Source organism: Bacteroides luhongzhouii (assembly GCF_009193295.2).
Taxonomy (GTDB): Bacteria; Bacteroidota; Bacteroidia; order Bacteroidales; family Bacteroidaceae; genus Bacteroides; species Bacteroides luhongzhouii.
Genome location: NZ_CP059973.1, coordinates 536,876 through 562,693, shown reverse-complemented (window position 1 = coordinate 562,693; position 25,818 = coordinate 536,876). Strand labels below are relative to the sequence as shown.

Annotated in this window: 13 protein-coding genes; 11 read left to right on the top strand and 2 right to left on the bottom strand. The window is 38.7% G+C overall.

Annotated features, from left to right (window positions below; all coding sequences use genetic code 11):
• Nucleotides 1-16 precede the first annotated feature (16 nt).
• The 3 genes from gcvH (at nucleotide 17) to GD631_RS02080 (ending at nucleotide 3,003) form a co-directional block, all read left to right on the top strand.
• Nucleotides 17-397 (top strand): glycine cleavage system protein GcvH, encoded by a 381-nt coding sequence (gene gcvH / locus GD631_RS02090; RefSeq protein WP_143260213.1) that lies wholly within the window; start codon nucleotides 17-19, stop codon nucleotides 395-397.
• A gap of 112 nt (nucleotides 398-509) precedes the next feature.
• Nucleotides 510-1,019: a 5-(carboxyamino)imidazole ribonucleotide mutase gene (gene purE / locus GD631_RS02085; protein WP_004296231.1), complete on the top strand. Its 510-nt coding sequence runs from the start codon at nucleotides 510-512 to the stop codon at nucleotides 1,017-1,019.
• A 139-nt stretch (nucleotides 1,020-1,158) separates the two neighbouring features.
• Nucleotides 1,159-3,003 (top strand): 4-hydroxy-3-methylbut-2-en-1-yl diphosphate synthase, encoded by a 1,845-nt coding sequence (locus GD631_RS02080; RefSeq protein ID WP_143260214.1) that lies wholly within the window; start codon nucleotides 1,159-1,161, stop codon nucleotides 3,001-3,003.
• Between the two features lie 72 nt (nucleotides 3,004-3,075).
• Here the strand turns inward: GD631_RS02080 and GD631_RS02075 are convergent, their stop codons facing one another.
• Both GD631_RS02075 and GD631_RS02070 read right to left on the bottom strand, forming a co-directional pair.
• Nucleotides 3,076-4,398: an ATP-binding protein gene (locus GD631_RS02075; RefSeq protein ID WP_143260215.1), complete on the bottom strand. Its 1,323-nt coding sequence runs from the start codon at nucleotides 4,396-4,398 to the stop codon at nucleotides 3,076-3,078.
• A gap of 398 nt (nucleotides 4,399-4,796) precedes the next feature.
• Nucleotides 4,797-8,759: a hybrid sensor histidine kinase/response regulator transcription factor gene (locus GD631_RS02070; RefSeq protein ID WP_223225931.1), complete on the bottom strand. Its 3,963-nt coding sequence runs from the start codon at nucleotides 8,757-8,759 to the stop codon at nucleotides 4,797-4,799.
• 286 nt (nucleotides 8,760-9,045) lie between these two features.
• Here GD631_RS02070 and GD631_RS02065 point away from each other — a divergent pair, with 286 nt between their 5' ends.
• From GD631_RS02065 to GD631_RS02030, 8 genes are all read left to right on the top strand, one after another.
• Nucleotides 9,046-10,656 (top strand): glycoside hydrolase family 30 protein, encoded by a 1,611-nt coding sequence (locus GD631_RS02065; protein WP_143260216.1) that lies wholly within the window; start codon nucleotides 9,046-9,048, stop codon nucleotides 10,654-10,656.
• An 8-nt stretch (nucleotides 10,657-10,664) separates the two neighbouring features.
• A complete protein-coding gene (locus tag GD631_RS02060; RefSeq protein WP_143260217.1) occupies nucleotides 10,665-12,248 on the top strand; it encodes an MGH1-like glycoside hydrolase domain-containing protein in 1,584 nt (527 codons plus the stop codon).
• Nucleotides 12,249-12,286: 38 nt separating this feature from the next.
• Nucleotides 12,287-15,355 (top strand): SusC/RagA family TonB-linked outer membrane protein, encoded by a 3,069-nt coding sequence (locus tag GD631_RS02055; protein WP_143260218.1) that lies wholly within the window; start codon nucleotides 12,287-12,289, stop codon nucleotides 15,353-15,355.
• Nucleotides 15,356-15,369: 14 nt separating this feature from the next.
• Nucleotides 15,370-17,226 (top strand): RagB/SusD family nutrient uptake outer membrane protein, encoded by a 1,857-nt coding sequence (locus GD631_RS02050; protein ID WP_143260219.1) that lies wholly within the window; start codon nucleotides 15,370-15,372, stop codon nucleotides 17,224-17,226.
• A 26-nt stretch (nucleotides 17,227-17,252) separates the two neighbouring features.
• Complete coding sequence (locus GD631_RS02045) at nucleotides 17,253-18,980, top strand: cadherin repeat domain-containing protein (RefSeq protein ID WP_143260220.1); 1,728 nt, start codon at nucleotides 17,253-17,255, stop codon at nucleotides 18,978-18,980.
• 73 nt (nucleotides 18,981-19,053) lie between these two features.
• The gene (locus tag GD631_RS02040; RefSeq protein WP_143260221.1) at nucleotides 19,054-21,561 is read left to right on the top strand and encodes a glycoside hydrolase family 2 TIM barrel-domain containing protein; all 2,508 of its coding nucleotides are present in this window, start codon (nucleotides 19,054-19,056) and stop codon (nucleotides 21,559-21,561) included.
• Nucleotides 21,562-21,585: 24 nt separating this feature from the next.
• Entirely contained in the window at nucleotides 21,586-23,505 is a 1,920-nt protein-coding gene (locus GD631_RS02035; protein WP_143260222.1) for a sialate O-acetylesterase, read from the top strand.
• A gap of 1,658 nt (nucleotides 23,506-25,163) precedes the next feature.
• A complete protein-coding gene (locus GD631_RS02030) occupies nucleotides 25,164-25,799 on the top strand; it encodes a porin family protein (protein ID WP_143260223.1) in 636 nt (211 codons plus the stop codon).
• Nucleotides 25,800-25,818: the final 19 nt, after the last annotated feature.

Below are 25,818 nucleotides of genomic sequence, written 5' to 3'. Positions count from 1 at the left end.
CTAAAAACTAATTATTATGAACTTTCCACAGAATTTGAAGTACACGAGCGAACACGAATGGATTCGCGTTGAAGGAGACATTGCATACGTAGGTATCACTGATTATGCTCAAGAACAATTGGGTGATATTGTGTTCGTAGACATACCGACTGTTGGTGAAACGTTGGAAGCCGGTGAAACATTCGGAACCATCGAAGTAGTGAAAACAATTTCCGATCTTTTCCTGCCTGTAGCAGGTGAGGTGCTCGAACAAAACGAGGCATTGGAAGAAAATCCGGAACTGGTTAATAAAGATCCGTATGGCGAAGGTTGGCTGATTAAAGTGAAACCGACAGATATAAAAGCTGTGGAGGACCTGCTGGATGCCGAAGCGTATAAAGCGGTGGTGAATGGGTAAGGTTTTCTTCACTACATCAATCGAATAATGTAAAAGATACTATAATCCGAAGCCGGCTTTACCCTCTTTTTTTAGGAAGAGGGTTGAGAAGTGGCTCTTTAATTTTTATTCTATGACTCCAATTGTAAGTATTATCATGGGTAGCACGTCCGACCTTCCTGTTATGGAGAAGGCTGCGCAACTGCTGAATGATATGCATGTACCGTTCGAAATGAACGCGCTTTCTGCTCACCGCACGCCTGAAGCTGTGGAAGAGTTTGCCAAGAATGCCCGCAACCGTGGCATTAAAGTTATTATTGCCGCTGCCGGAATGGCTGCTGCCCTTCCCGGTGTAATTGCAGCCAACACTACACTGCCGGTGATCGGAGTACCCGTAAAAGGTTCCGTGCTTGATGGTGTAGACGCGCTTTATTCTATCATCCAGATGCCTCCGGGCATTCCTGTGGCAACGGTTGCTATAAACGGAGCGATGAATGCCGCTATCCTTGCCATTCAAATGTTGGCATTGAGTGACGAGAAATTGGCAGAAGCTTTTGCTGCTTACAAAGAAGGGCTGAAAAAGAAAATCGTAAAAGCAAACGAAGAACTGAAAGAAGTTAAGTTTGAATATAAAACAAACTAATGTGATTTACGATTTGACAATTTACGATTGACGATTGAAATATCTTCGTGAATCGTATGTTGTCTTTGTACATGGTATCTTGTCTTTCACATTGTGCATAAAGTATTTTTAATCGTAAATCGTAAAATCGTAAATTAAAATGGTTGATCTATTCAATTATTTTCGAAGAGAAACCACAGAAGTAAATATTGGGGCTGTGCCGTTGGGCGGCCCCAATTCTATTCGTGTCCAGTCGATGACCAATACGTCTACGCAGGACACGCAGGCTTGTGTGGAACAGGCGAAACGTATTGTTGACGCAGGTGGCGAGTATGTCCGCCTCACAACACAGGGTATTAAGGAAGCGGAGAATCTGATGAATATCAATATCGGACTGCGTAGTCAGGGATATATGGTTCCATTGGTTGCCGATGTGCATTTCAATCCGAAAGTGGCGGATGTAGCTGCTCAATATGCGGAAAAGGTGCGCATCAATCCGGGAAACTATGTAGATGCTGCGCGTACTTTTAAAAAACTGGAATATACAGACGAGGAGTATGCGCAGGAAATACAGAAAATCCATGACCGGTTTGTCCCGTTCCTGAATATCTGTAAGGAGAATCACACTGCGATCCGGATCGGTGTGAATCATGGTTCTTTGTCCGACCGCATCATGTCACGCTATGGTGATACTCCCGAAGGAATGGTGGAATCCTGTATGGAATTCCTTCGTATCTGTGTAGCGGAAAACTTCACAGATGTGGTGATTTCCATCAAAGCCTCCAATACAGTGGTCATGGTGAAGACCGTTCGTCTGTTGGTGGACGTCATGGAAAAAGAGGGGATGACTTTCCCGCTACACCTCGGAGTGACAGAAGCCGGAGACGGAGAGGACGGGCGTATCAAGTCGGCTCTCGGCATCGGCGCATTGTTGAGCGACGGGTTGGGAGATACCATCCGGGTATCTTTGAGTGAAGCCCCCGAAGCTGAAATTCCGGTAGCCCGTAAATTGGTGGATTATGTTCTGTTGAGGCAGGATCATCCCTATATTCCGGGATTGGAAGCACCGGAATTCAACTATCTGTCTCCTGAACGCCGAAAGACAAAAGCAGTCCGTAATATTGGAGGCGAACATGTGCCCGTAGTCATTGCCGACCGCATGGATGGAAAAACGGAAGTAAATCCGCAATTCACTCCGGACTATATTTATGCCGGAAGAGCCTTGCCCGAGCAACGGGAAGAAGGCGTGGAATATATTCTTGATGCGGACGTATGGCAAGGAGAGGCTGGAACCTGGCCTGCTTTTAATCATGCGCAACTACCGTTGATGGGGGAATGCGATGCAGCGCTTAAATTCCTGTTTATACCCTATATGGCCCAGACAGATGAAGTGATAACCTGTCTGAAGTACCACCCGGAAGTGGTAATCATCTCTCAAAGCAATCATCCGAACCGTTTGGGTGAGCACCGTGCATTGGTGCATCAGCTAATGACGGAAGGTTTGCAAAATCCGGTTGTCTTCTTCCAGCATTATGCGGAAGATGATGCGGAGAATCTGCAGATAAAATCCGCAGCCGATATGGGAGCCTTGATCTTTGACGGTCTTTGCGATGGTATCTTCCTGTTCAATCAGGGTAGCTTGAGCCATGCCGTTGTCGACGCCACAGCTTTCGGAATCTTGCAGGCCGGACGTACCCGTACCTCTAAGACAGAATACATATCTTGTCCCGGTTGTGGTCGTACGCTTTACGACTTGGAGAAAACAATTGCCCGTATCAAGGCAGCTACTTCACATTTGAAAGGCTTGAAGATCGGCATTATGGGCTGTATCGTGAATGGTCCCGGTGAGATGGCGGATGCTGACTACGGTTATGTAGGAGCAGGACGTGGCAAAATCAGTCTTTATAAAGGCAAGGTGTGCGTAGAAAAGAATATTCCTGAAGAAGAGGCGGTAGAACGACTCTTGGAGTTTATCCGTACAGACCGGGAAGAAAACCAACAATGATAATTGGGCACGGAATACAGGTGATGGGGGACTGAGCTCATAGAAAACCTGTCATCCGTGCCTAACTATGTACTACATATCTTCCAATGACAAACACATTGTTTCAATAGTATAACGAGGCAATAGCTTTTTCTTCAAATGTTCAACTTTCTGGTCCAGCAATTCTGGCTTAAAGTTTTTACGTTGGCGTTTTACTTCAGCAACTACTGCTTTGTTTTTTTCAAGACCGAGTGCAACAATATCTATTTCGTTTTGATTCCCTTTGGCTTCCCACCATGACCCGATGGCACGGAATTGATAACTTTCTGCGAATTTCTGTTTGAAGTAAAGTTCTAATATCTTTCCGCTGTAGGTTGGATAATCAGCTTCTATGATATTACGCAGTCCTATAAAGTTTTTAATTTCTATCAATGAACGGTTACGATCGAAGTAATTGAACCAAAACCTAATAAAATTATCACATATTTCATATCGGACAGTTGTTGAGCTCTCTTTAGCTAAAATGGGGCGTTGGCGTATGATAATATTATAATCGTCTATCAGACGTTTCAGATAGCCACCTGCGCTTTTTTCTCCTAGTGCTGCCTCAATTTCTGCTTGTGTATTTCTGCCTCCGGCAATTGCACTTAAAATAGAAAAGTAGGTTCCGTAATTTTTTCCAAATTCTTCTATCAACAAATTTTTTCCTTCTTCGGTAAAGGGAGAATTATCGCGAGCCATAAAATGGATCATGCTTTTCACGTGAAGCGTATGGTTGTCGCAAAAAAGTTCCACGTATTTAGGCACCCCGCCAGTAAAAGTATAAAGTGCTAAAAGATCATCATTCGAATGTGTCGGGGCATATTCATGCATGATTTCTTTTAGAACAGAGAGACTGAAGGCTGACAGCTTGATTATGTTATCAGCTCTTCCGAAGAGTGGCTCTTTGTTGTCTTGGAAAATTTTTTGCATAAGAGAATAGATGGAACCACTGACAATCAAATTCATGTGTGAGGACTTCCGATATTGGTCCCAAATATTTTGCATATCGCTGAATATGGATTCATTAATAGTATAGAATTCCTGAAATTCATCAATAACCAGGTTGAAAGTCCGTTGTGTCGAAAGCTGCATTAGGTATTGGAATAGGTTTCGGAAACTTCGGATTTCTGTCGGAACAAAGATTTGTAGGGCTTGTGCGATAAGTGGGATGAATTCTTCGCACAAGGTTGCTTCATTTTTGCGCCCTATAAATAAGTAGACAGTGGGAGTTTGTTCAACGGCTTTCATGATGAGGCTTGTCTTCCCAATTCTACGGCGACCGGTAACGACTGTCATTCTTGAACTTTCCTCAAATGCCAATTGCTGAATTCGTTTTAGCTCTTTTAGTTCTTCTTCTCTATTATAAAACCTCATAGTCAGTGAATTATATTAGTAACTGTGGTTACTGTAACCACGGTTGCAAAGATATTTATTCTTAAGGGAACGGCAAACTTTTTCTTTCTTTTTATAAATTCTTTATCCTTCCCCAGGGCAAACGCTCAATAAGTATTACATCTTCATTAGGCTTATATCCTTCCCATAGAACACAGTCCCTTTCTTTTATTTTTAATATCTTCTTTCTCTTTTCCCTGTGTGAATATAATTCATTACATTTACAAATTTAGTATACTTAATCCCTACCGTAATATGACCATTCAAGCCTTTTCAGCAATTATTCCTGATGTACGAGTTGCCTATTGTCTGAACCTTGGCAGCCATTATACTTTTTAACCAGTGCCATTTATAGAACTTAAAAAACAAGTGTACTAAATTTAGTTTTTTAGTTGTTTGAGGTATTCGGAAGGCGAGATGCCAAACTCCTCCTTAAAGCATTGCCTAAAATAAGCCATACTACTCATACCTACAGAGTAAGCTACTTCTGAAATAGTATATTTCCCGGTGATGAGTAATTCCTCAGCATTACGGATCTTTATTTTTCTGAGAAATTCATTTGCTGTCATTCCTGTCAAGGCTTTTATTTTACGATAAAAAGATGAATGACTCATATTCATTTGGTCGGCGAGGAAAACAACATCAATTTTTTCAGAATCAAGATTCTTAATGATTATATCAGTAACCTTTTTCAGAAATTTATTATCTAAATTGCTCAATGATTCAATATATTCATTTCTTTTATTTTCAGTATTTAGAGAAATGATTTTTGATGTTTTTTTCTTCTTTTCAATTAAATTTTCAACCCTACTGAGCAATAATTTGCCATTGAAAGGTTTGGTTATATACGAATCTGCACCCAAAGAATAACCTGTTGTCTTATCTTGTAGTGAATCTTTAGCAGTAAGTAGTATTATTGGAATATGGCTGGTTCTGATATCTTCCTTCAATGTTTTACAGAGTTCAAATCCATCTTTTATCGGCATAGTAATATCGCTTATGATTACATCTGGGATTAACCTGAATGCTTCATCTATACCACTTTTACCATTTGTCGCTGTTTCTATATTATATTTATCTGCCAACGAATCTTTTATATACTCTTGTATTTCAATGTTGTCTTCTACCACCAGAATAAGAATTTTATTCTTTTTATCTTTTTCGTTCTGCTCAAATTCTGTTTCTATCTCTTTCGCTTTATTCTCTGAATTAAGATATATCGCATCAGGGTATTCGTTTTCAAACCTGAATCTAACTTTGAACTTAGAACCAACATCCAAGGTGCTTGATACAAATATTTCAGCATCGTGTAATTTGACCAAACTCTCCACTAATGCTAAACCAATACCTGTTCCGGAGGATGTGTGTTTATTATTTTCCACTTGATAATAACGATCAAAAATTCGTGGTTGATTCTCTTCTGATATACCATAGCCTGTATCCTCTACTTCTATATTTACATATTTTATTCCATTCTCATTGCTAGTGTTTAAAATCAGCTTAATGAAACCTTTATCTGTATATTTAACAGCATTAGAAACAAGGTTTTCAACTATGGTAATCACTACTTCAGCATCAAAAACGAATATCACTTGATCTTCTGAATAAACTTCAAAAGCAATTCCTTTGCTTTCAACATAATCTTTATATTTTTCCCCTATTTCACGAATTAACACACTCATATTATCAAGTGAAACACATAAGCGTTTATTTTGAGATTCTATCTTCCTAAATTCCAATATCTGGTTTACTAAATCCAATAATTTTGAAGTATTTTGAATGATCAATTTAATCTTAGGTGTGAATTTCTTGGGCAATTCCGAGTCGCTCATTATATCTTCCAATGGCCCCGATATCAGAGTTAATGGAGTTCTCAGTTCGTGAGTAACATTGGTATAGAATCGCAGTTTTTCATTATTGAGGTCTTGTTCTCTTTTTAAACTTTGCTTGTCTAAAAAGAGAGCGTTTTCTTCTTTTAATTTTCGTTTGTATGCTTTTATCAAATATAAAAATAATAACAGGCACAATACCAAATAGATTAGTTTAGCCCACCATGATAGCCAAAACGGCGGAGCTATATCAATTGTTATGGATGATAAGGTATTTTTAGGCCAATCGGTATTGCGCAGTCGGGCTTTTACCTCAAAATCGTAAGTTCCGGGAGCCAGATTGCGGAAAATGGCAGAGTTGTCGCCATGCAGATTGTACCAGTTGTTATCTAACCCTTTTAGTTGGTAAGCAAATTCTACTTTATCATTCAAAGCAAAGTTCAACTCATTAAACGATATTTTAAACGAATTTTGAGAGTATGATAAACTTATTTTTTCCTCTACATGTTTTTCAGTAAAAGTTTCGGTTGCCAAATTCTGTTTATTCAAAAGAATGAATTCGGTAATAACAGTTGGAGGTAAAACCATTTCAGATTGATTTGCCGATGGATTGAAATAGCAAATTCCATCTTGCGATCCGAAAAAAATAGTTCCGTCTTTTCCCGAAACTACGGATCCTCCCATAAAATCGCCCATAGGAACGCCATCAAGATGGTTGTAGTTATAAAAACGATTTTCTGTTATAGCATATCTCGTTATCCCTCTATTCGAGCTAAACCATAGCATATTGTTCTTATCCTCAGTAATAGCTTTAATTGTATTATTAGGTAAACCATCTTTTTCTAAGAAAATTTTAAAAGAATTATAATCGGAATTCTCAAATTTAATTAGTCCCTCTCCGGTAGCAGCCCAGATAGTATGATCCGATGCTTTATATAGATTATTTATTGTGTTGGAGAATAAGCCATTCTGATTATTTATTAGTTTTATTAATTTAAGGTCCGGATTATATACCCCTATTCCGTTTCCATATGTGCCAATCCAGTAATTCCCTTTATCATCTTGTGTTATCGACCGTATATCGTTCTCATGTATTGATGAACTTCCTGCGTAATAGGAATCTATTTTTTTTGAAGTTAAATTATATTTAAACAATCCGTTATGTGTCCCGATAAATAGATTCCGTGACCGATCTTCAAATAAACACCTGATATCCAATTGAGAATTGTTGTCTAAGTTTATGTATTCAAATTGCTTTTTTTTAGAATCATAGAAATATACCCCCCCTCTATAAGTGCCAAACCATAGGTTATTATTTGAATCTTTTATTGCCGAGAGAATAGCATTACTTTTAAGTATAGTGTTGTCGGTAGAAAAATTTCTAACATTTATGCCATTTTCAAATACATCAATACCCCCACCATCGGTTCCTATCCATATATTATCTTGAGCATCTGAGCAAATCCCCCATGCCACTTTGTTGCTTAAATTGTTGACTCCTCCCGGTATTGGAGAATAAATCCATTTATTGAAATAATTTTCAATATTGCTTATAAAATTTACACCTCCGCCATAAGTCCCTATCCAAATATTATGAAAGGAATCTTCAAATATGCATCTAACGGTAGAGTTAGAAATACCTTCCTCGTTATCTTTATATCTAATATTTCTGAACACAGCTGTTTCTGGGGTTATGAACATCATTTTTTTTAGATCAAGTATACTTATGCCTCCATTTTCAGTACCAACCCAAAGCTTTTGGTCAGAAGATATTAACAGATCAAAAATATTATCAGCCAATAATGAGTTGCTCTTTGTCGGGCTATGTTTGAAGGTAGTAAACATCTCTGATTCAGGATTGAACATACACAATCCATTATTGCTACCTAACCACACATACCCATTTTGGTCTATTCTGATTGCTTTTATTTGATCTCCGGGCAAAGAGTTAGGATTTTTAGGGTCATGTTTGAAGTTTTTTGCCTTTTTACTTTTTATATCAACTATACTTAAGCCCTTACTCTCATGTCCTAAGTAAATTTTACCATTAACATCTACCTGTATGCTTAATATTCTATTGCTGCCCAGCCCCTCTATATTACTTATATTATAGTGTCTAAATGCTTTTGTTTCTTTATTGAAGTAACTGAACCCATTATAATAACTAGAAATCCATAAATTGCCGTCCTTAGAATGAGCAATATCTGTAATGTCATTAGTGGCTATACTTTGTGGATTTGTGGGATCATTTACATATCGACTGAATGTCATCGTATTACAATCGAAAGCGTTCAATCCGGAACGCTGAGTTGCTATCCAAATTGTATTTTTATCACATAATATTCCATTGAGTTCATTACCGCTAAGGCTATTTTCGTTATCTATATTCTTTTTGTATACCTTAAAGTTTTTACCATCGAACTTATTTAAACCAGATTCGGTAGCTACCCAGATAAAGCCTTTCTCGTCTTGGGTAATTCCCATTACAAAATTACTGGATAAGCCTTGTTCCATTCCCAATTTTTTAATATTGGAGTACTGGCCAAAAGAAGCAATACATATTATACAAAGTAGCAAGAAGATAGAAATGCGTTTCATATGTTTCTCATGATTTTATTCTGAATCAAAGATAGTGATAATTTCGTCATTTTATAGTCAGAAAGTTGCTTTGCCGAATTTATATACCATGATTGCTTAATTTAAGAATCACAATTAACTTATAAATTTCAATCTTTGTGCTGTTAAATAAATTACTCTGTCTACGTAGAGAGTGAATTACACCATTAAATATTTATAATTTATGAAAACAACACTATTGACATTCTTTTATTTTTTTGCATTTGTGTTATTTACAAGTTGCGAAGATGATGGCAAAAAGGTACACGAATATGTCCCTACATCGCGAACTTATTACGTGCATTTCGATCAGAAGAATCAGGAAATTGACAATTTCGGTGCATCTGATGCATGGACTTTCAGACATGTTGGTAAAAATTGGCCGATAGATAAACGAAATGAGATTGCAGATTTACTTTTTAGTTTGGAGAAAGATGAGAATGGGAAACCGAAGGGAATAGGGTTATCCCTTTGGCGAATGGTTTTTGGAGCAGGAAGCTTGGAGAAGCCATATCCGGGGACGGAGGCCCGGTGGAATAATATGCCTTGTATTCGTAACGAAAGCGGTGATTATGATATGGAACTGGATGGAGAAGTCGGTGGTCAATTTTGGTTTGTAAAGGCCGCTAAAGAAAGAGGGTGCGAACAATTTCTTGGATTTTGCAATTCCCCACCTTATTACTGGACAAAAACAGGTTATACCAATGCTTTAGGAGATCAAGAGCTTCAATATAAGTTGAATTTGAAAGATGAACACCTTACCGATTTTGCCACCTATTTAGCAGAATTGGTAAAACGGACAAAAGAAAAACACGGAGTGGACTTTAATTATGTCTGTCCGTTGAATGAGCCGGAATGGGAAGCAGATGGTACAGAAAGTTGTCATGCCAATAACGATGAGGTGGCTTATGTAGCAAAAGCCGTTAATGCAAAGTTTGTAGAATATGGTTTAAATACAAAAGTAGTTATACCTGAGTCTGGGAAGCCTCATTTTGTTTATTCTGCTCCGGAAGGAATGCCTAATCATGAAAAATATGGTAATAAAGCTGAATATTTTTTCTCACCTAAATCATCAACTAATCTTTTGGGCCAGTCGAATGTAGCTAAACTTTTAGCCACGCATTCTTATTGGTCTGTTGATACAGATTCTGAATTGAGACAGATTCGTGAGGCAGTAGGACAAAAAGTTAAAGAAACAGGAATTAAGTATTGGCAGACAGAGTTCTGCATATTGAGCAACGATTACGATTTAGGTACTGCCGACGATGGAACACCTGTCGGTGGCGGCGGTCGCGACTACTCGATGAAATTAGCTCTTTACGTGGCTCGTATTATGCATGCAGATTTGGTATTTGCCAATGCATCAGCATGGCATTGGTGGTTGGGAGCAACTCCTTTCGAATATAAAGATGGTTTATTATATCTGACCGATGACTATAACAATGGCGATGTTTATGTTCCTAAATTGTTGTGGGCTTTTGGTAATTATAGCCGGTTTATACGTCCGGGGGCTATCCGTTTAGGTATGTCTCGAGATAATGGTGATACCAATGAATTGAAAGATGTTATGTCTTCCGCCTATTTAAACAAAGATGGGAAATTAGTCGTAGTGATGATTAACTATTCGGATGAGGAACGGGAAATAAAGCTTTCATTCAGTGACGATAAGAGTCGGAGTCTAATTCCATATATTACATCCGATATGGAAGGAGATGATCTTAGACCATCTAAAGGGGTGAAAGACGGAGACGTTTATATCCTTCCGGCTAAAAGTATAGTAACATTTGCTGAATAAGTAGAGGTATGATGAAATCAATATTACTATTATTGTCCGCTTTATCTTTCAGCATAACAATATTTGGACAGGGAGCATATTTTTCAAAAAAGACATACCAAGGAGGAGAACTGCCAACTTATGCTGACAGTAAACACCTTCTCCCTCAGCCTGTTTTAGATAAAAAAGAGTGGCTGGAGCTTTATTGGAAGGCCTGGGAAATCGCTTTTAGCAGATTGCAAAAACCGCCTTTGGGGTCACCTTTAGTATCTAACTGGATAGATGAAGCACTTAGTCCTCAAATTTATCAATGGGATACACATTTCATGGCCATATTCGGACGCTACGGACACCATATTTTTCCATTTATCAATTCACACGACAATTTTTATTGTCGACAGCATGATGATGGTATGATTTGCCGGGTGATTAACGAAGACAACGGGGAAGATCATCATTGGGGGCTGGGTGTCGACAATGCCAGAGCCTGTAACCCCCCATTATTTAGTTGGGCCGAAATAGAGACTTATAAAGTGACAGGCGACAAATCGCGTTTTGCTTTGATACTCCCGGTTTTGGAAAAGTATGCAGAATGGATTGATAACAATCGACTGGGAAATGATACACCTCACCAGCTATATTGGAGCAATGGACAAGCCAGTGGAATGGACAACACTCCCCGGGATATGGGACGTCCGCATCCGGGAGACGGGTGGGACCAACATTCTGCCATCGACCATGTGGGGTGGGTGGATATGTCTTCTCAGATGTGTGTGTTCTACAAAGATTTAGCATATATCTGCAATGAGTTAGGCTATGCCAAGAAAACTAAAATGTATGAGTTAAAAGCCGATACTATATCGGAACGTATTAATAAATGGATGTGGGATGAGAAACAAGGCTTATATTTTGATTTGGACCCGCATGGAGTACAAACAAAATGGGTCACAGTAGCCACATTCTGGCCCATGTTTGCACAGCTAAGTAATAAAGAACAAACTGAAAAATTAGTAAGTAATCTGAGAAACCCTAATCTTTTCTGGCGAAAAGTACCAGTTCCTACATTGGCTGCCAATCAGGAGTTCTATGACCCTAGCGGGCAATATTGGAAAGGTGGGGTTTGGGCTCCGACCAATTACATGATTGTACAAGGTTTAGTCAAAAACAATTATGAGAATTTGGCAAACGAACTGGTTGAAAAATATCTGAATGCGATAAGTGAAGTATATGGCAAGACACACACACTGTGGGAAGTTTATTCGCCGGATATGTATATCCCGGCAACGAATGCTTCGGGAATTCATATGGTTCAGCCCGATTTTGTAGGATGGACAGGATTGGCTCCTATTTCTATGCTCATTGAGAATGTTTTGGGAATACGATTGAACGCTCCCGAGAAAAAGATCGAATGGCATATTACGCAAGAATCCACACACGGGTTGAAAAATATTCACTTCTTGGGCTCAACGATTGATCTGGTAGCCACCCAATCTGAAAAAGGTAAAATGACATTGGAAATAACCAGTAATATTCATTTCGATCTCGAAATCTATTTTCAGCAGCAGAAACGTATATTTAAAATCAAAGACCAATACACTAGAGTGGAATTATAAACATTTATTGTCACATATATTAATTTAAAGTCTATATTATGAAAAGAAAGCATTTATGTCTTTTATTATTGGTATTTCTTTCTTTCATGCGGCTAAGTGCCCAAGAAGGAATAGTAGTACTTGGAATCGTACTAGACGAAGCAAAAGAACCCATGCCTGGCGTTACCGTTGCCGAGAAAGGTACCTCTAATGGAACTATGACTGATCTTGACGGTCGCTACAGTATCAAACTGACTAGCGAAGATGCCGTCTTGGTTTTTAGATTCTTAGGATATGAAACACAAGAAGTAAAAGTAGGAGGAAAGAAAGACATCAACTTACAGTTAAATCCTGTAGCTACAGAGCTGACAGAAGTGGTTGTAGTCGGTTATGGATCACAAAAGAAGGCAAGTGTCGTTGGAGCTATATCGGCCATTAAGCCGGAAGCGATAGCCCGTACATCCAAAACAGCTATTACCCAATCGCTGGCCGGAAATGTGGCTGGAGTGATAGCTGTACAACGCTCAGGAGAAGTTGGAAACGATCATGCCGACTTTTGGATTAGAGGTATAAATACTTTTGCAGGCGGAAGTAATCCGTTGATTATAGTGGATGGTGTCGAACGTAGCTTTAATTCTATCGATCCGCAGGAAATAGAATCGTTCTCGGTATTGAAAGATGCATCTGCTACTGCCATTTACGGAGTGAGAGGTGCAAATGGTGTTATAATAATAACTACTAAAAAAGGAAAGGTATCGCCACCTCAAATCAGCTTTAATATTGAAAAATCGTTTAAAGCACCAACTATGCTTCCTAAGTTTGTTGATGCTGTGGATTATATGAAGATTGCCAATGAAGCATCACTAAGAACGGGCCATGGCGAAGTGTTCACACCTTCTCGTATAAACAATACCATAGACAATGTTGATCCTGATTTATATCCGAATGTAAATTGGATAGATGAGTTAGTGAAACCAATGGCACACCACCAACGTGTCAATCTGAATATAACAGGAGGTGCTCCGAAAGTACGTTATTTTGTTTCAGCATCGTATCACAACGAAAGTGGCTTATTTAAAACTGACACTGATCGTAACTGGAATTCAAACATTACACAAAATCAGGTCAATTTTAGGAGTAATCTGGATATTAATATTACGCCTACCACTACTGTCGGCATTTATTTAGGATCGCAGATGAGAATAAAAAACAGCCCCAATATCTCATCTGATTATGCATGGAATGTGATGATGGAAGTTCCTCCGTATTTTATACCTAAAAGATATTCTGACGGACGATTGGCTGCTTATGGAGCAGGTTCAGAAAAAGGATTGAATCCTTACAATCTTTTGACACAATATGGAACACAAAAATATACTACAAGCGATATCAATGCGACTGCCAATATTGTACAAAAACTTGATTTCGTTACCAAAGGGCTTGAAGGTAAGGTGGTTTACGCATATGATGTCTGGACCGAGCATATGTATATGCAGACATACACACCTGAACTATGGTATGCTACATCACGCGATGCGAACAATGATCTGGTAGCAGTCCAGGTAGATCCGGGAAGTCCATTTTTGAATAAATCCGTATACAGCAACATGTCCTACCGTACCTATCTCGAAGGATCATTGATTTATAACCGTACTTTCAACGACCATCAAATAGGCGGTTTATTCCTATACAGCCATAGCACTAAGGGTGTGAAAGAAGGGAGTAACGAATATGGTGTAATCCCATATAAATATCAAGGCATAGCTGCAAGAGCAACCTATGGCTATAAAGGTCGCTATTTGGCCGAGTTTAATATGGGATACAACGGGTCTGAAAATTTTGCAAAAGGTAAACGTTTTGGTTTCTTCCCTGCTTTTGCTCTAGGTTGGATTGTATCAGAAGAAGACTTCTGGCAACCATTAGCTAAGGCTGTCAATAAATTGAAAATCAGAGGATCGTTTGGAGAAGTCGGAAATGATCAATTTTCCAGCGGCAGGCGATTTGCTTACATAACCGAAATAAGAGACGATGGTGGTTATGATTTTGGGCTTCCGGGTTCATCCAACTCATTTGGCGGATTAATGGAAGGACACTTTGGATTCAATAATCTTACATGGGAAACTGAAACAAAACGCGACATTGGACTCGAAATCGGCTTATTCAATATGTTAGAGTTAAATATTGATTATTTCTTCAATTCGAGACGAGACATTCTTGTCAGCCGTCGTACTATTCCTGGAACGGCAGGATTTAACGAGCAGCCATTTGTCAATTATGGAAAGATGCAAAACAAAGGAGTTGATCTGAGCCTTTCTTTTGACAAGCAGTTCGCAGATTTCCGTATTTCCGCACGAGGTACATTCACGTATGCCCGTAACAAAATGGTAGAAATAGATGAACCCGAAGTTCAATTCGATAATTTATACGAAACAGGCCATCGTTTTGGACAGCAGTATGGGTTAGTAGCCGAAAGATTGTACGAAGCATCTGATTTCGACGCCAATGGTAACCTATTGCAGCAATATGCTGTTCCTACATTCTTTTCAGATCTTAAACCGGGTGATATAAAATATGTAGACATCAACGGAGATGGTTATATTAACGATAATGACAAAACTGCAATTGGATATACTGAGTTACCGGAAATTGTCTATGGATTTGGAGTCAATGTTGCATATAAAAATTTCGATTTTGGAGTCCGTTTCCAAGGGGTGGCAAATACAACACGGATGATTAATGATGATAGTTTCCTGCCTTTTGCCCGCACAATTCAAAAAGGAAATTTGTATGAAGATGTTATTTTCGACAGATGGACCGAAAAAAATCCGCGTCAGGATGTATTCTTCCCTCGCATGAGAGACTATAAAGACAGTCACAACTATGTAAATTCAACCTGGTGGCAAAAAGATATGTCTTTTCTTCGCATGAAAGATATTGAATTGGGATATTCATTACCTCAATCGTTGATTCAGAAAAGAGGAATCCAGAAATTACGTTTCTATGTTTTGGCAAACAATATTTTAACATTCAGCAAATTCAAGCTATGGGATGTTGAGTTAGGAACGAATAACGGAATGAAATATCCGATGATGAAGAATGTAAACATTGGTCTAGAATTAACATTTTAAATAATTAATCAATTATGAAAACTTTGAAAAAACTCATCATAATAATTCCATTCTTATTAGGACTCGGTGCTTGTGATTATATAGAGGAGCCTACTGAAATGAGAGACTTGGAATATGTTTTTAGCCATGGTCAGGAAACTCGTGGTTGGCTAGCCCGTTCTTATGCATTTATCCCGGATCCGTTTGTGGCCTGGAGATCAAGCTGGAATCAGTATCATCCATACATAGCGATGGCTGATGAGGTTGATATGGGAATCGACAATGAAGCAACAAAGGCGTATCGTATAAATTTGGGTGACTGGAATCCAAGCGAAGGTGGGTTTGGTGAAAAATGGGATCCATATTACAAACAAATGCGACATTTGCATATATTTCTTGAAAATGTAAAAGTGGTTCCTAATCAGAATTATATAGATACCCAAGCTAAAGTAGATGCAATGAAGCTCGAAGCCCGTTTTCTTTTGGCCTATTTTCATGTATTGCTGTTTGAACAATTTGGACCAATCCCATTGATTAAAAATTCGGTAGATGTACAATCATCCATCGATCAGTTGAAAATGGAACGTAATAGTGTCGACGAAGTGGTAGATTATCTTGACCAGGAATTGTATGACATAGCCCAGGCTTTGCCAATAACCGAACCTGATACTAAATGGGCAGGTCGTCCGGTAAAAGCTTCAGCCTTAGCCGTACGTGCCCGTCTGCTATTGTATGCAGCTAGTCCTTTGTTCAATTCTCCTAACAATTATCAGGGATATGAGGAATTCAGGTCTTTGAGCAACCACGATGGTAAAAGACTGTTTCCGCAAGCATACGACGCCAAGAAATGGAAACGGGCAGCCGATGCGGCGAAACTGATTATCGATATGCCTGATTATAAATTACATAAAGTGAGTAGTCCTACAGGCGACCCATTTGTAGATGGATACAATTCTTACCGTGAGGTGTTCACCAGTCCCGGCAATTCCGAGATATTATTTGCCCGCACTGCTTGCGACTTCAATGAATATTTGCAGGGAATACAACCTCGCCAATGGCAAGCGGGAGGATTTATGGCTGTGACTCAAAAGTTAGTTGACGCTTTCTATATGAGCGATGGGAAAACAAAAGACGACAGCGATTTATACAGCGAGGCTGGCATGACGACTAATCCTGACAAGATTACTGTAAACAAAGTTGTTAGCAATATCGCAAAGATAGACAGAGTATACAATATGTATCAGAATCGCGAGGCCAGATTCTATGTATCTGTATTTTTCAACGGAAGAAAATGGGAAGCGTCAAAAGCAGAAGTAAATGGTGTAGTAGAGCCTGTTCAATTCTTTTATGATGGAAAATCGGGACGTCCTAATTCCGATTCACCTAAAACAGGCTATACGAGTTATAAATATGTCGATAAAGATGACTATAAATACAACAGTCGTCAAAAAACACCTGTATTGTTTCGTTTGGCCGAAGTCTACTTGAATTATGCTGAAGCTCTAAACAAATACAATCCGGGCGATTCTGATATTCTCTTCTATCTGAATGAGGTTAGAGAAAGGGCTGGCCTGCCTAAATACGAAGACGTATACCCGGGAAAGACTTCGCAGGCTGATATTCATGATGCAATTATGCGTGAAAGACAAATAGAACTAAACTGGGAGGGTACTCGCTATTTTGATACACGACGCTATTTTATGGCCGAAAAAGAAGATGCAGGAAACTTCTATGGAATGAATACAATGAAAACTCAGGCGCAGGAGAGTCAATTCTATCAACGTTCTATTTTCGAAAAACGTGTATTCAAAAAATCTTTCTATCTATTCCCTATTCCGCAATGGGAATTGAATAAGAATAATAAGTTGGTTCAGAATCCTTATTGGAACTAGTTTTATTAAGATAAGAAAATAGATTTATGAAAAAATATATAATTCATTTTATAACAATTTTGGTGCTACTATTTGTTTACAGTTGCCAAAATGATCCCGAACCATTGCAATATCAAGGTTTTGAGGTGAGTAGTAATACAAACGAGTACTATGGAGAAAAAGGCTTGAGCGTGAATGTAAAAGCTAAAGTGACAGCCGAGAATGGAATTAAAGATATTTATGTGACAATAGGGGCGTGGAAGGATGGAGACTCCGAGATACAAGATATGATAAGTGTAAAAGGAAGTCCTAAAATTTACGATTTATCCTATGTTGTTACTATTCCGGAAGATGCTGTTTCGCGCAACAATATAGTAACTTTTGTTATTGAAGACTATCAAGGGGTTAGAAAGGAATATAAAGTGACTGTTTTTGCTAAAGACGATCTGGAAGAACCGACAATGGTGATTGACAGACCTCTTGATGGCCAAAGTTTCACTCCTATGGACGAACTCCAGTTCAAGATAATGGTTACTGATAATCTGAAAATGGGCGATGTGACAATTACATGTGAAGAGATAAGTTTTTCAAAGACATATACACCTTCTCCATCCGATCCGTCGTCAATTACTATCGACGATCAATTAGCTTTGAATGACCTGTCGGGTGAATATACATTTACTATAACAGCTACCGATGCGCAAAACAATTCTGTTACCGAAACCCGCATAATAGGAGTAAAGATCCCATCAAAACCGAGCGTCTATAAATCTATGGACCACGAAATTTGTGGAGTATCGGGAGGTACGATCAAGTTCAACTTTGATATAGTAACTAACTATGAACACCAAATTACAGAAGTGAAATTAGAATGTTCAGATCTTGCTATATCTAAGACTTATACGCCGAATACGAGTGAATTTAATCTGGAAGATGAATTCAGTGTAGCATCTGACAAAGGTTATACCCGTAATATTCCAGTGAAGATTACAGCAACAAACAATAGTGGAGAAGTGACAGAATGGGAAGGCGAATGTCATATAATTAAAGATGTGTTCATTATCGGGAAAGGTACTTTGGCCCGTGAGAAAGAAGGTTATGCCATTCCGATGCAACAAAATTCTTCTACTCCCAATGAGTTTGAGGTAATTACATGGATTGAAAATGTAGGTGATGGTTTTAAATTCCTGTCCGCCAAATCATGGAATGATTTCAATTGGGGATTGAATAATAAAAATGAGCTTGTATCTGCAGACAGTGAGTTTATCAAACCTTCGACCGCTGGTTATTACAAACTGACTTTCAATCCGGTAGATTGGACATATACAGCCACAAAATATACTGTAAGTGAAGATCCTAAACACAGCGAGATGTATATTTTCGGACATCGTTTCAAATATAAGGATGCTACAGGTTGGAAAGAGCTGAATGGATGGAACGACCCGATGGTGAAAATGACCAAATATCCTACAAATCCTCATCGTTTCTATTTGGATATAATGACAGGCCCGGACCAAATAAATGGAAGCTGGGAGAGACGTGCTATATTTAAATTTGCTGCTCAAAACAATTTTGATGATGGGGCTTATTATGGAATTCAGGATACATCTGATGATAAATGGGTATGGTGGGAATATAGCGGACCTATTTATCAATTTACTAAAGCAGGTGAAGCCCCCAATTTGGTTGAGGATTCAAGAAGTAATGCAGAAATGCGCATTGTTATCGATACATACCTCATGTATATGAGCTGGATGCCTATCGACCAGTATTAATTTAAGATTGAGAATTAAAGTGAGTCTGCATCATTTTTGTGCAGGCTCACTTTTCTAATTAAAAATAAATAAAATGAATCGGATAAAAACAATTATTCTTATTTTTCTTCTTTCAAATTTATGTCTTATTCAAATAAAGGCTCAAGTTTCCTTTGGCGAATCTGTTTTGATAAACAATGATTGGAAATTTATTTTGAAGGATGAACCAAAAGCTTTACAAGCTGATTATAACGACCACCACTGGCAAAAAGTTGATTTACCATACGATTGGAGTGTAAAACAGCAGTTAAGCCCTACGTTGTCAAGTTGTCAAGGCTATTTACCAGCTGGTATTGGTTGGTATCGTAAAAATCTTATCATTCCGGAAGAAAAACAAGGAGAAAAAGTATTCCTCTATTTCGAAGGGGTTTACAATAGGAGTGAAGTATATATCAATGGACAATTACTTGGCAAACGACCTAATGGATACATTTCATTTATGTATGATGTTACGCCATACATCCAATATGGGAAAGAAAATATGATTGCTGTCCGTGCCGATCATAGCCGTTCGGCAGATTCTCGCTGGTATACCGGGTCGGGAATCTATCGCGATGTATATGTGATTTATTCTAGTCCGGTACATATCGACCAGTGGGGAGTTTATACTTATCCCAAAACCGTAACCGCTAAACGAGGAGTTTTGAGTATAGAAGTAAATGTAAAGAATGAAAACGCTTCAACAAGTAAATTGATGGTAAAGAACGAATTGGTTTCGCCCGATGGAAAAATTGTAGCTAAATCGTCAGGGAAATTAGATGTTGCAGCAAATGCGATAGGCAAATACAGCAATGAGCTAAAAGTAAATGTTCCTAAATTATGGAGTTTGAACTTTCCCAATTTATACACATTAAATACGACAATAATTCAGGATGGAAAAATAATAGACAAGACATCTACAAAGACAGGGTTTAGATCATTCACTTTTGATCCGAATAAAGGATTTGCTCTCAATAGGGAGTGGCTAAAGATTAAAGGGGTGTGCCTGCATCACGATGCAGGGGTATTAGGTTCGGCTGTCCCCAAAGAGGTATGGAAACGTAGGTTGCAAAACTTGAAAGAAATAGGAGTAAATGCTATTCGGACAAGCCATAACCCGCAAGCGCCAGAATTATATGATTTGTGCGACGAGTTAGGATTGCTGGTTCTCAACGAGATGTATGACGAATGGGAATTTCCTAAACGCAAATGGCTCGAAGGGTGGAATGTAGGTACACCTGGATTCGAAGGAAACTTTGATTATTTTGAAGAATGGGGCGAAAAAGATTTGGCAGACTTTGTCCGTCGCGACCGTAACCATATTTCGGTTTTTGCATGGAGTATTGGAAACGAAGTCGATTATCCAAACGACCCGTACTCACATCCGGTTTTGGATGGAGGAGAGGACACAGGGTTCACACAAGCCATCTTTGGCGGTTACAAAAAAGACGCCCCCGATGCTATGCGTTTAGGTACAATCGCAAAGAAATTAGTTGCCGTAGTTAAGCAATACGATAAATCGCGTCCAACAACAGCCGGATTAGCGGGGGTAGCCATGTCAAATCAAACAGAATATCCCGGAGCTCTTGATATTGCAGGTTACAATTATACCGAAAGTCTATATGATAAAGATCATCAAAGCTATCCGAATCGTGTAATTTACGGAAGCGAAAATCGCCACGAGCTGAACGCATGGAAACAAACACGCGATAAAGAATATGTATTTGGACAATTCCTTTGGACGGGAATTGATTATTTGGGTGAGTCAGGCAAATGGCCTTCAAGAGGATTCTATTCAGGATTGCTTGATTTTGGAGGGTTCATTAAACCTCGCGGATATTTTAGACAGTCTTTGTGGTCGGACAAACCAATGGCTTACTTAGGAACTTACCCTACTCCCGGTAAAGGAGCAAAAAGCCAAATGAAAGATGTTTGGTCGCAACTGGATGCAGAAAATGAAGGTGCAAATTATGAAGAAAAAACGCCATCAATGGACGCATGGCCGATATGGAATTACGAAGAAGAACAAAGCATCCGGGTGGTTTGCTATACCAATGCAGCTAAAGCCAAACTATTACTCGATGGACGCGAAGTCGGGCAAACCAAAGAATATGATGATAATACGGGAATTATCTACTGGGATATACCCTACAAAGCAGGGAAATTAGAAGTAATCGGTATGGATAAATCAGGTAATCAAGTTTCAACCTATCAAATACAATCATCCAAAGCTCCTTATGCTTTGAAAATTATATCAGCGGAGAAAGCTATCTCAAAAGATAGAGGAGTAGCTCAAATAGTTATGCAGATTGTGGATGAAAATGGAATACCTGTGATGCTATCCGATAACGAAGTGACTTGCCATATTGCAGGACCGGCAAAATTGTTAGGCTTGGAGGCTAGTAATAATGAGGATATGAGTGATTATACAGACAATAAGCATCGAGTATATCATGGACGTATTTTGGCATATATTCAAGCAATGGGAAAAGAAGATGAAATAAAAGTAAGATTTTCAGCACCCTGGTTAAAAGATGAAGTATTAAAAATATTGGTTCAATAGAAAATAATATAAATAATTATACCTATGCAAAGACATCTATTAAGAATTTTATTAGCCGTTGTCTACCTGTTCGGTTTCAATTCTTTAGAAGCAAAAGTAACTATGCCTGGCATTTTTACTGATAACATGGTTCTTCAACGTGATCAATCAGTTAACGTATGGGGGTGGGCCGATATGGGCGAAACAGTGGAAGTTTCGTTTAATGGTCAGAAAAAGAAAACGAAGGCCGGTAAGGATGGTAAGTGGATTGTTCAGCTAAAGCCAATGAGTTTTGGCGGTCCTTATACTATGAGTATTAAAGGAAAAGGTAATAATATTCAGCTTACAAACATCCTGATTGGTGAGGTTTGGCTATGCAGCGGACAATCAAATATGGAATGGGTGGTATCTAATTCCAACTCGGCCGATGAAGAAATCAATAATGCTAACTATCCGCAAATCAGATCATTTAATGTTGTGAAGGACATAAGTACTGTATCAAAAGATGATTTAAAAGGAAACTGGGAAGTATGTTCTCCGGCAACAGTAGGTAATTTCTCGGCTGTGGCATACTTTTTTGCCCGTAATTTATATGAGGATTTGCAGGTGTCTATAGGTATTATAAACTCTTCGTGGGGTGGAACGGATATTGAAACATGGATCAGCCCTGAAGCTTTTTCAGTATTACCGCAGCAGTTTAAAAGCAGGTATAAAAGTGAAATAAAAGATTTAGATGCCTTCATGGTAACTAATGCAGTTGCCCGTGAAGCATATACCAAGGCTTTGTCTCAGGAACCCGGATTACAGGAGGGATGGTTTAAAAAAGACCATAATACTTCAACATGGGAAACAATGAATGTACCTCAAATATGGGAAAATGTATTAGGTAATGTGGATGGATATGTATGGTTCAGTTATAAATTTAATGTTGATCCGGAGTTTGCCGGAAAAGCAGCCAAATTATCTCTTGGCACTATTGATGATAACGATATAACATGGATTAACGGGCAGAAGATTGGTGAAACCATAGGATATGCTGTGAATCGCGTTTATAATGTTCCGGAAGGTGTATTACAATCAGGAACTAATATTGTGACTGTACGTGTTCACGATACTGGCAACGGTGGCGGACTTTATGGAAAGCCTGAAGAATTATATTTATCGGTTAGTGGTAACAACATACCATTAGCTGGTAATTGGAACTATAAACCGGGTGTAACCAATACTCAATTCAATTATGTGGACGCAGGGCCTAATATGCAACCTTCTCTATTATATAATGCCATGATAAATCCGATAAAAGATTTAGCCATTAAAGGTGCCATCTGGTATCAGGGCGAAAATAATATAGGTGCAGCGAAAAATTATCAAACGTTTTTCCCAACCATGATAAACGACTGGCGTAATAAATGGGGATATGATTTTCCTTTTTACTGGGTTCAGCTTGCAAACTACATGGCAAAAGATACTATTCCTGTTGATAGCGACTGGGCACGATTACGGGAGGCTCAAACAATGACTTTATCGGTACCTAAAACCGGTCAGGCTGTAATTGTTGATATTGGCGAAGCTGACGATATCCATCCGCGCAATAAACAGGATGTTGGACGCAGGCTTGCATTGATAGCTCTTAATAAGGATTATGGAAAAGATGTGGTCTATAGCGGACCTACATTTAAAAGTATGGAAGTTTCCGGTAACAAAGCTATCATAACTTTTGATAATATAGCTGGCGGATTACAGGTTGATTGTAAATACGGCTGTGTTGGCAGCTTTGCTGTGGCCGGACAGGATAAGATTTTCCATTTTGCACGGGCATATAAGGAAGGAGATAAGATAATAGTAATCAGCGATAAAGTAAATAACCCGGTTACAGTACGTTATGGCTGGTCTAATAATCCGGATATTAATCTATATAACAGTGTTGGTTTGCCGGCTTGTCCGTTCAGAACGGATAAAGATTGAAATGAGGGCACTGAAAAAGTTCCCCACTTGTGATAAGTCTCTCCTTAATACATAAAAAAATAGATTGGGAATCCTAAGAAAACGGATTCCCAATCTATTTTTGTTTTTCAGCTTTGTGCCACCTATGCACCCTTCTTTCAACATCAAGTTTCGAAACGCACGTACTTCCTGTTTTTTTATTGTACAGCTCCATCTGGTACTGTGCCGATGCCGGATATGGAAGTGAGGAGGATTATGAACTGCTGCAGACCAACCGGATACAGGCTTTTGTCAAGTACAACTACTTCCACAAGGAACGGCAGCGTCCCTTCCAGAAAGAGATTTTTCGCATAGAGAGCTTTTTTTATAACCCCAAAAAGGATTATTATGTTTGCCCCATGGGAAAAACACATGGGCTTCATTGGAATCAAAACCAGTGTGAACGAGTATGGATATAGGTCTACACTCGGGCGATACCAGACAGCTGCCAAGGTCCAGATGGACTTTGGCATATTTGCCATGGCCTTCAATCTAAAGAAACATACCTGTTTTATTGTCAAACTGTCAGGGTAATATTCAAGTATATGAATATCAATACTATATCACCTGACAATAGATGCTGATAATAGGCTGACAATAAAATATCTCTACTTTTACTGTCAGCCTTATTTTTATCTCTTATGATCCTTATATGACTTGATAAATAATAGTCTTAGAAGCATGTTCTGAAGCAATGTCGCATTTTAATAACAGCCTCCCAAAGTGATATCTACCTATATAGTTCCATTAACGTGCCTATGTAGTTGCCCTTGAGTGCCAGTATAGTTCTACTAAAGTACCGCTATCTTTACTTTGTCACGGCCGTGGTGACTTCTTCCCACAGCCGTGACGAGTTCCTACCACGGCCGTGGAAAGATCTCGTCACGGCCGTGGAGAGTTAACAATACTGATGCTTTAATGTAACAATACCTACTTGTTAAGTGAAAGATACCGGCTATATAACATTCATTTTATAGGAGGATTCATTTTAAAAAGCTGCTTTCTATGTGGATGGTATTGTTACTGCAAGCGATGATGTCCTTCGGGTGCATCCTGCTCCAAAGCAATCAAAGAACAGGCTGACAATAAAAGTTCTAATTTTTTATTGTCAGTCTATTGTCATGGCTTATTGTCAGCATGTAAACCGATGATAATCATTATACTATTGGGGAAAAACTTTGGTTGACAATAAGAATCATCAAATTTCTATGTAGATCTAATGTCTGTCTTTCCAATAGTACACATCTTTACAAAAATAGAGGGGAACTCCTGGATGAATCCATTTGTTCCCCTCGAGGGTATTGCTAGCCTTTACCTCTTATATTTTCAAAGGCAAATAGCAACATCTAAATGTTACGTTTTCGACTTTGCAGTCGTTCGGGTGTCGCTCCATCCGAATTGACTTGTCTTTGTGGTTATTATTAACTTGTTGTTTTACATCTACCTTTCTCTATACAGAGTGTTTTTGTTCTATGTTCCATAAAGTCGTTTGAAATAGTCTGGTTCCCTTGCTATGACTATATCTCATAAGATTCATATCGTTTATTTTTTATATTTTTACTAAACCTCTCGGAGTTATACGAATTATTGTTATTTTTGTCTCACATAATTTCTAAACAATAATTAAATTATTTATTCGTATGAAAAAGGCTTTGTTATTGTTCGCTCTAGTAGCGATAAGCGTAGTGAGTATCAATGCTCAAGACAACCTGAAATGGGGTGTGATGGCAGGTATGAATGTTAGTAAATACACCATTACAGGTTTTGACAGCAGGATAGGTTTTCACGCAGGAGTTAAAGCAGAAGTGGGATTGTCGCAGGCTCCGAATGGCGGTGGTGCTTATATGGATTTCGCTGCATTGCTGACATTGAAAGGTGCTAAAGTTGATGGCGGATCACTTGCAAGCATAACATTTAATCCATACTATCTGGAAGTACCAGTACGTGTAGGATATAAATATGCAGTGAATGATGATTTCTCATTATTTGGTAGTGTAGGTCCTTATATTGCTGTCGGACTGTTTGGAAAAGCAAAAGCGAAAGTGGACGGTGATTATTTTGATTTTGATGAAATAGGAGGCAATTCAGCATCTGAAGATATATTTGGCGACGATGGTCTGAAACGTTTCGACTTTGGTCTTGGACTGAAAGCCGGAGTTGAGTTCAGTAAGAAATATCAGGTTGCCATAAGCTACGATTTCGGACTTGTTGAGGTAATCAAAGAAGTAGGAATGAAGAACAGAAACCTGATGATCTCATTGGGATATATGTTCTAAAACCGATTTTGCAACTTTG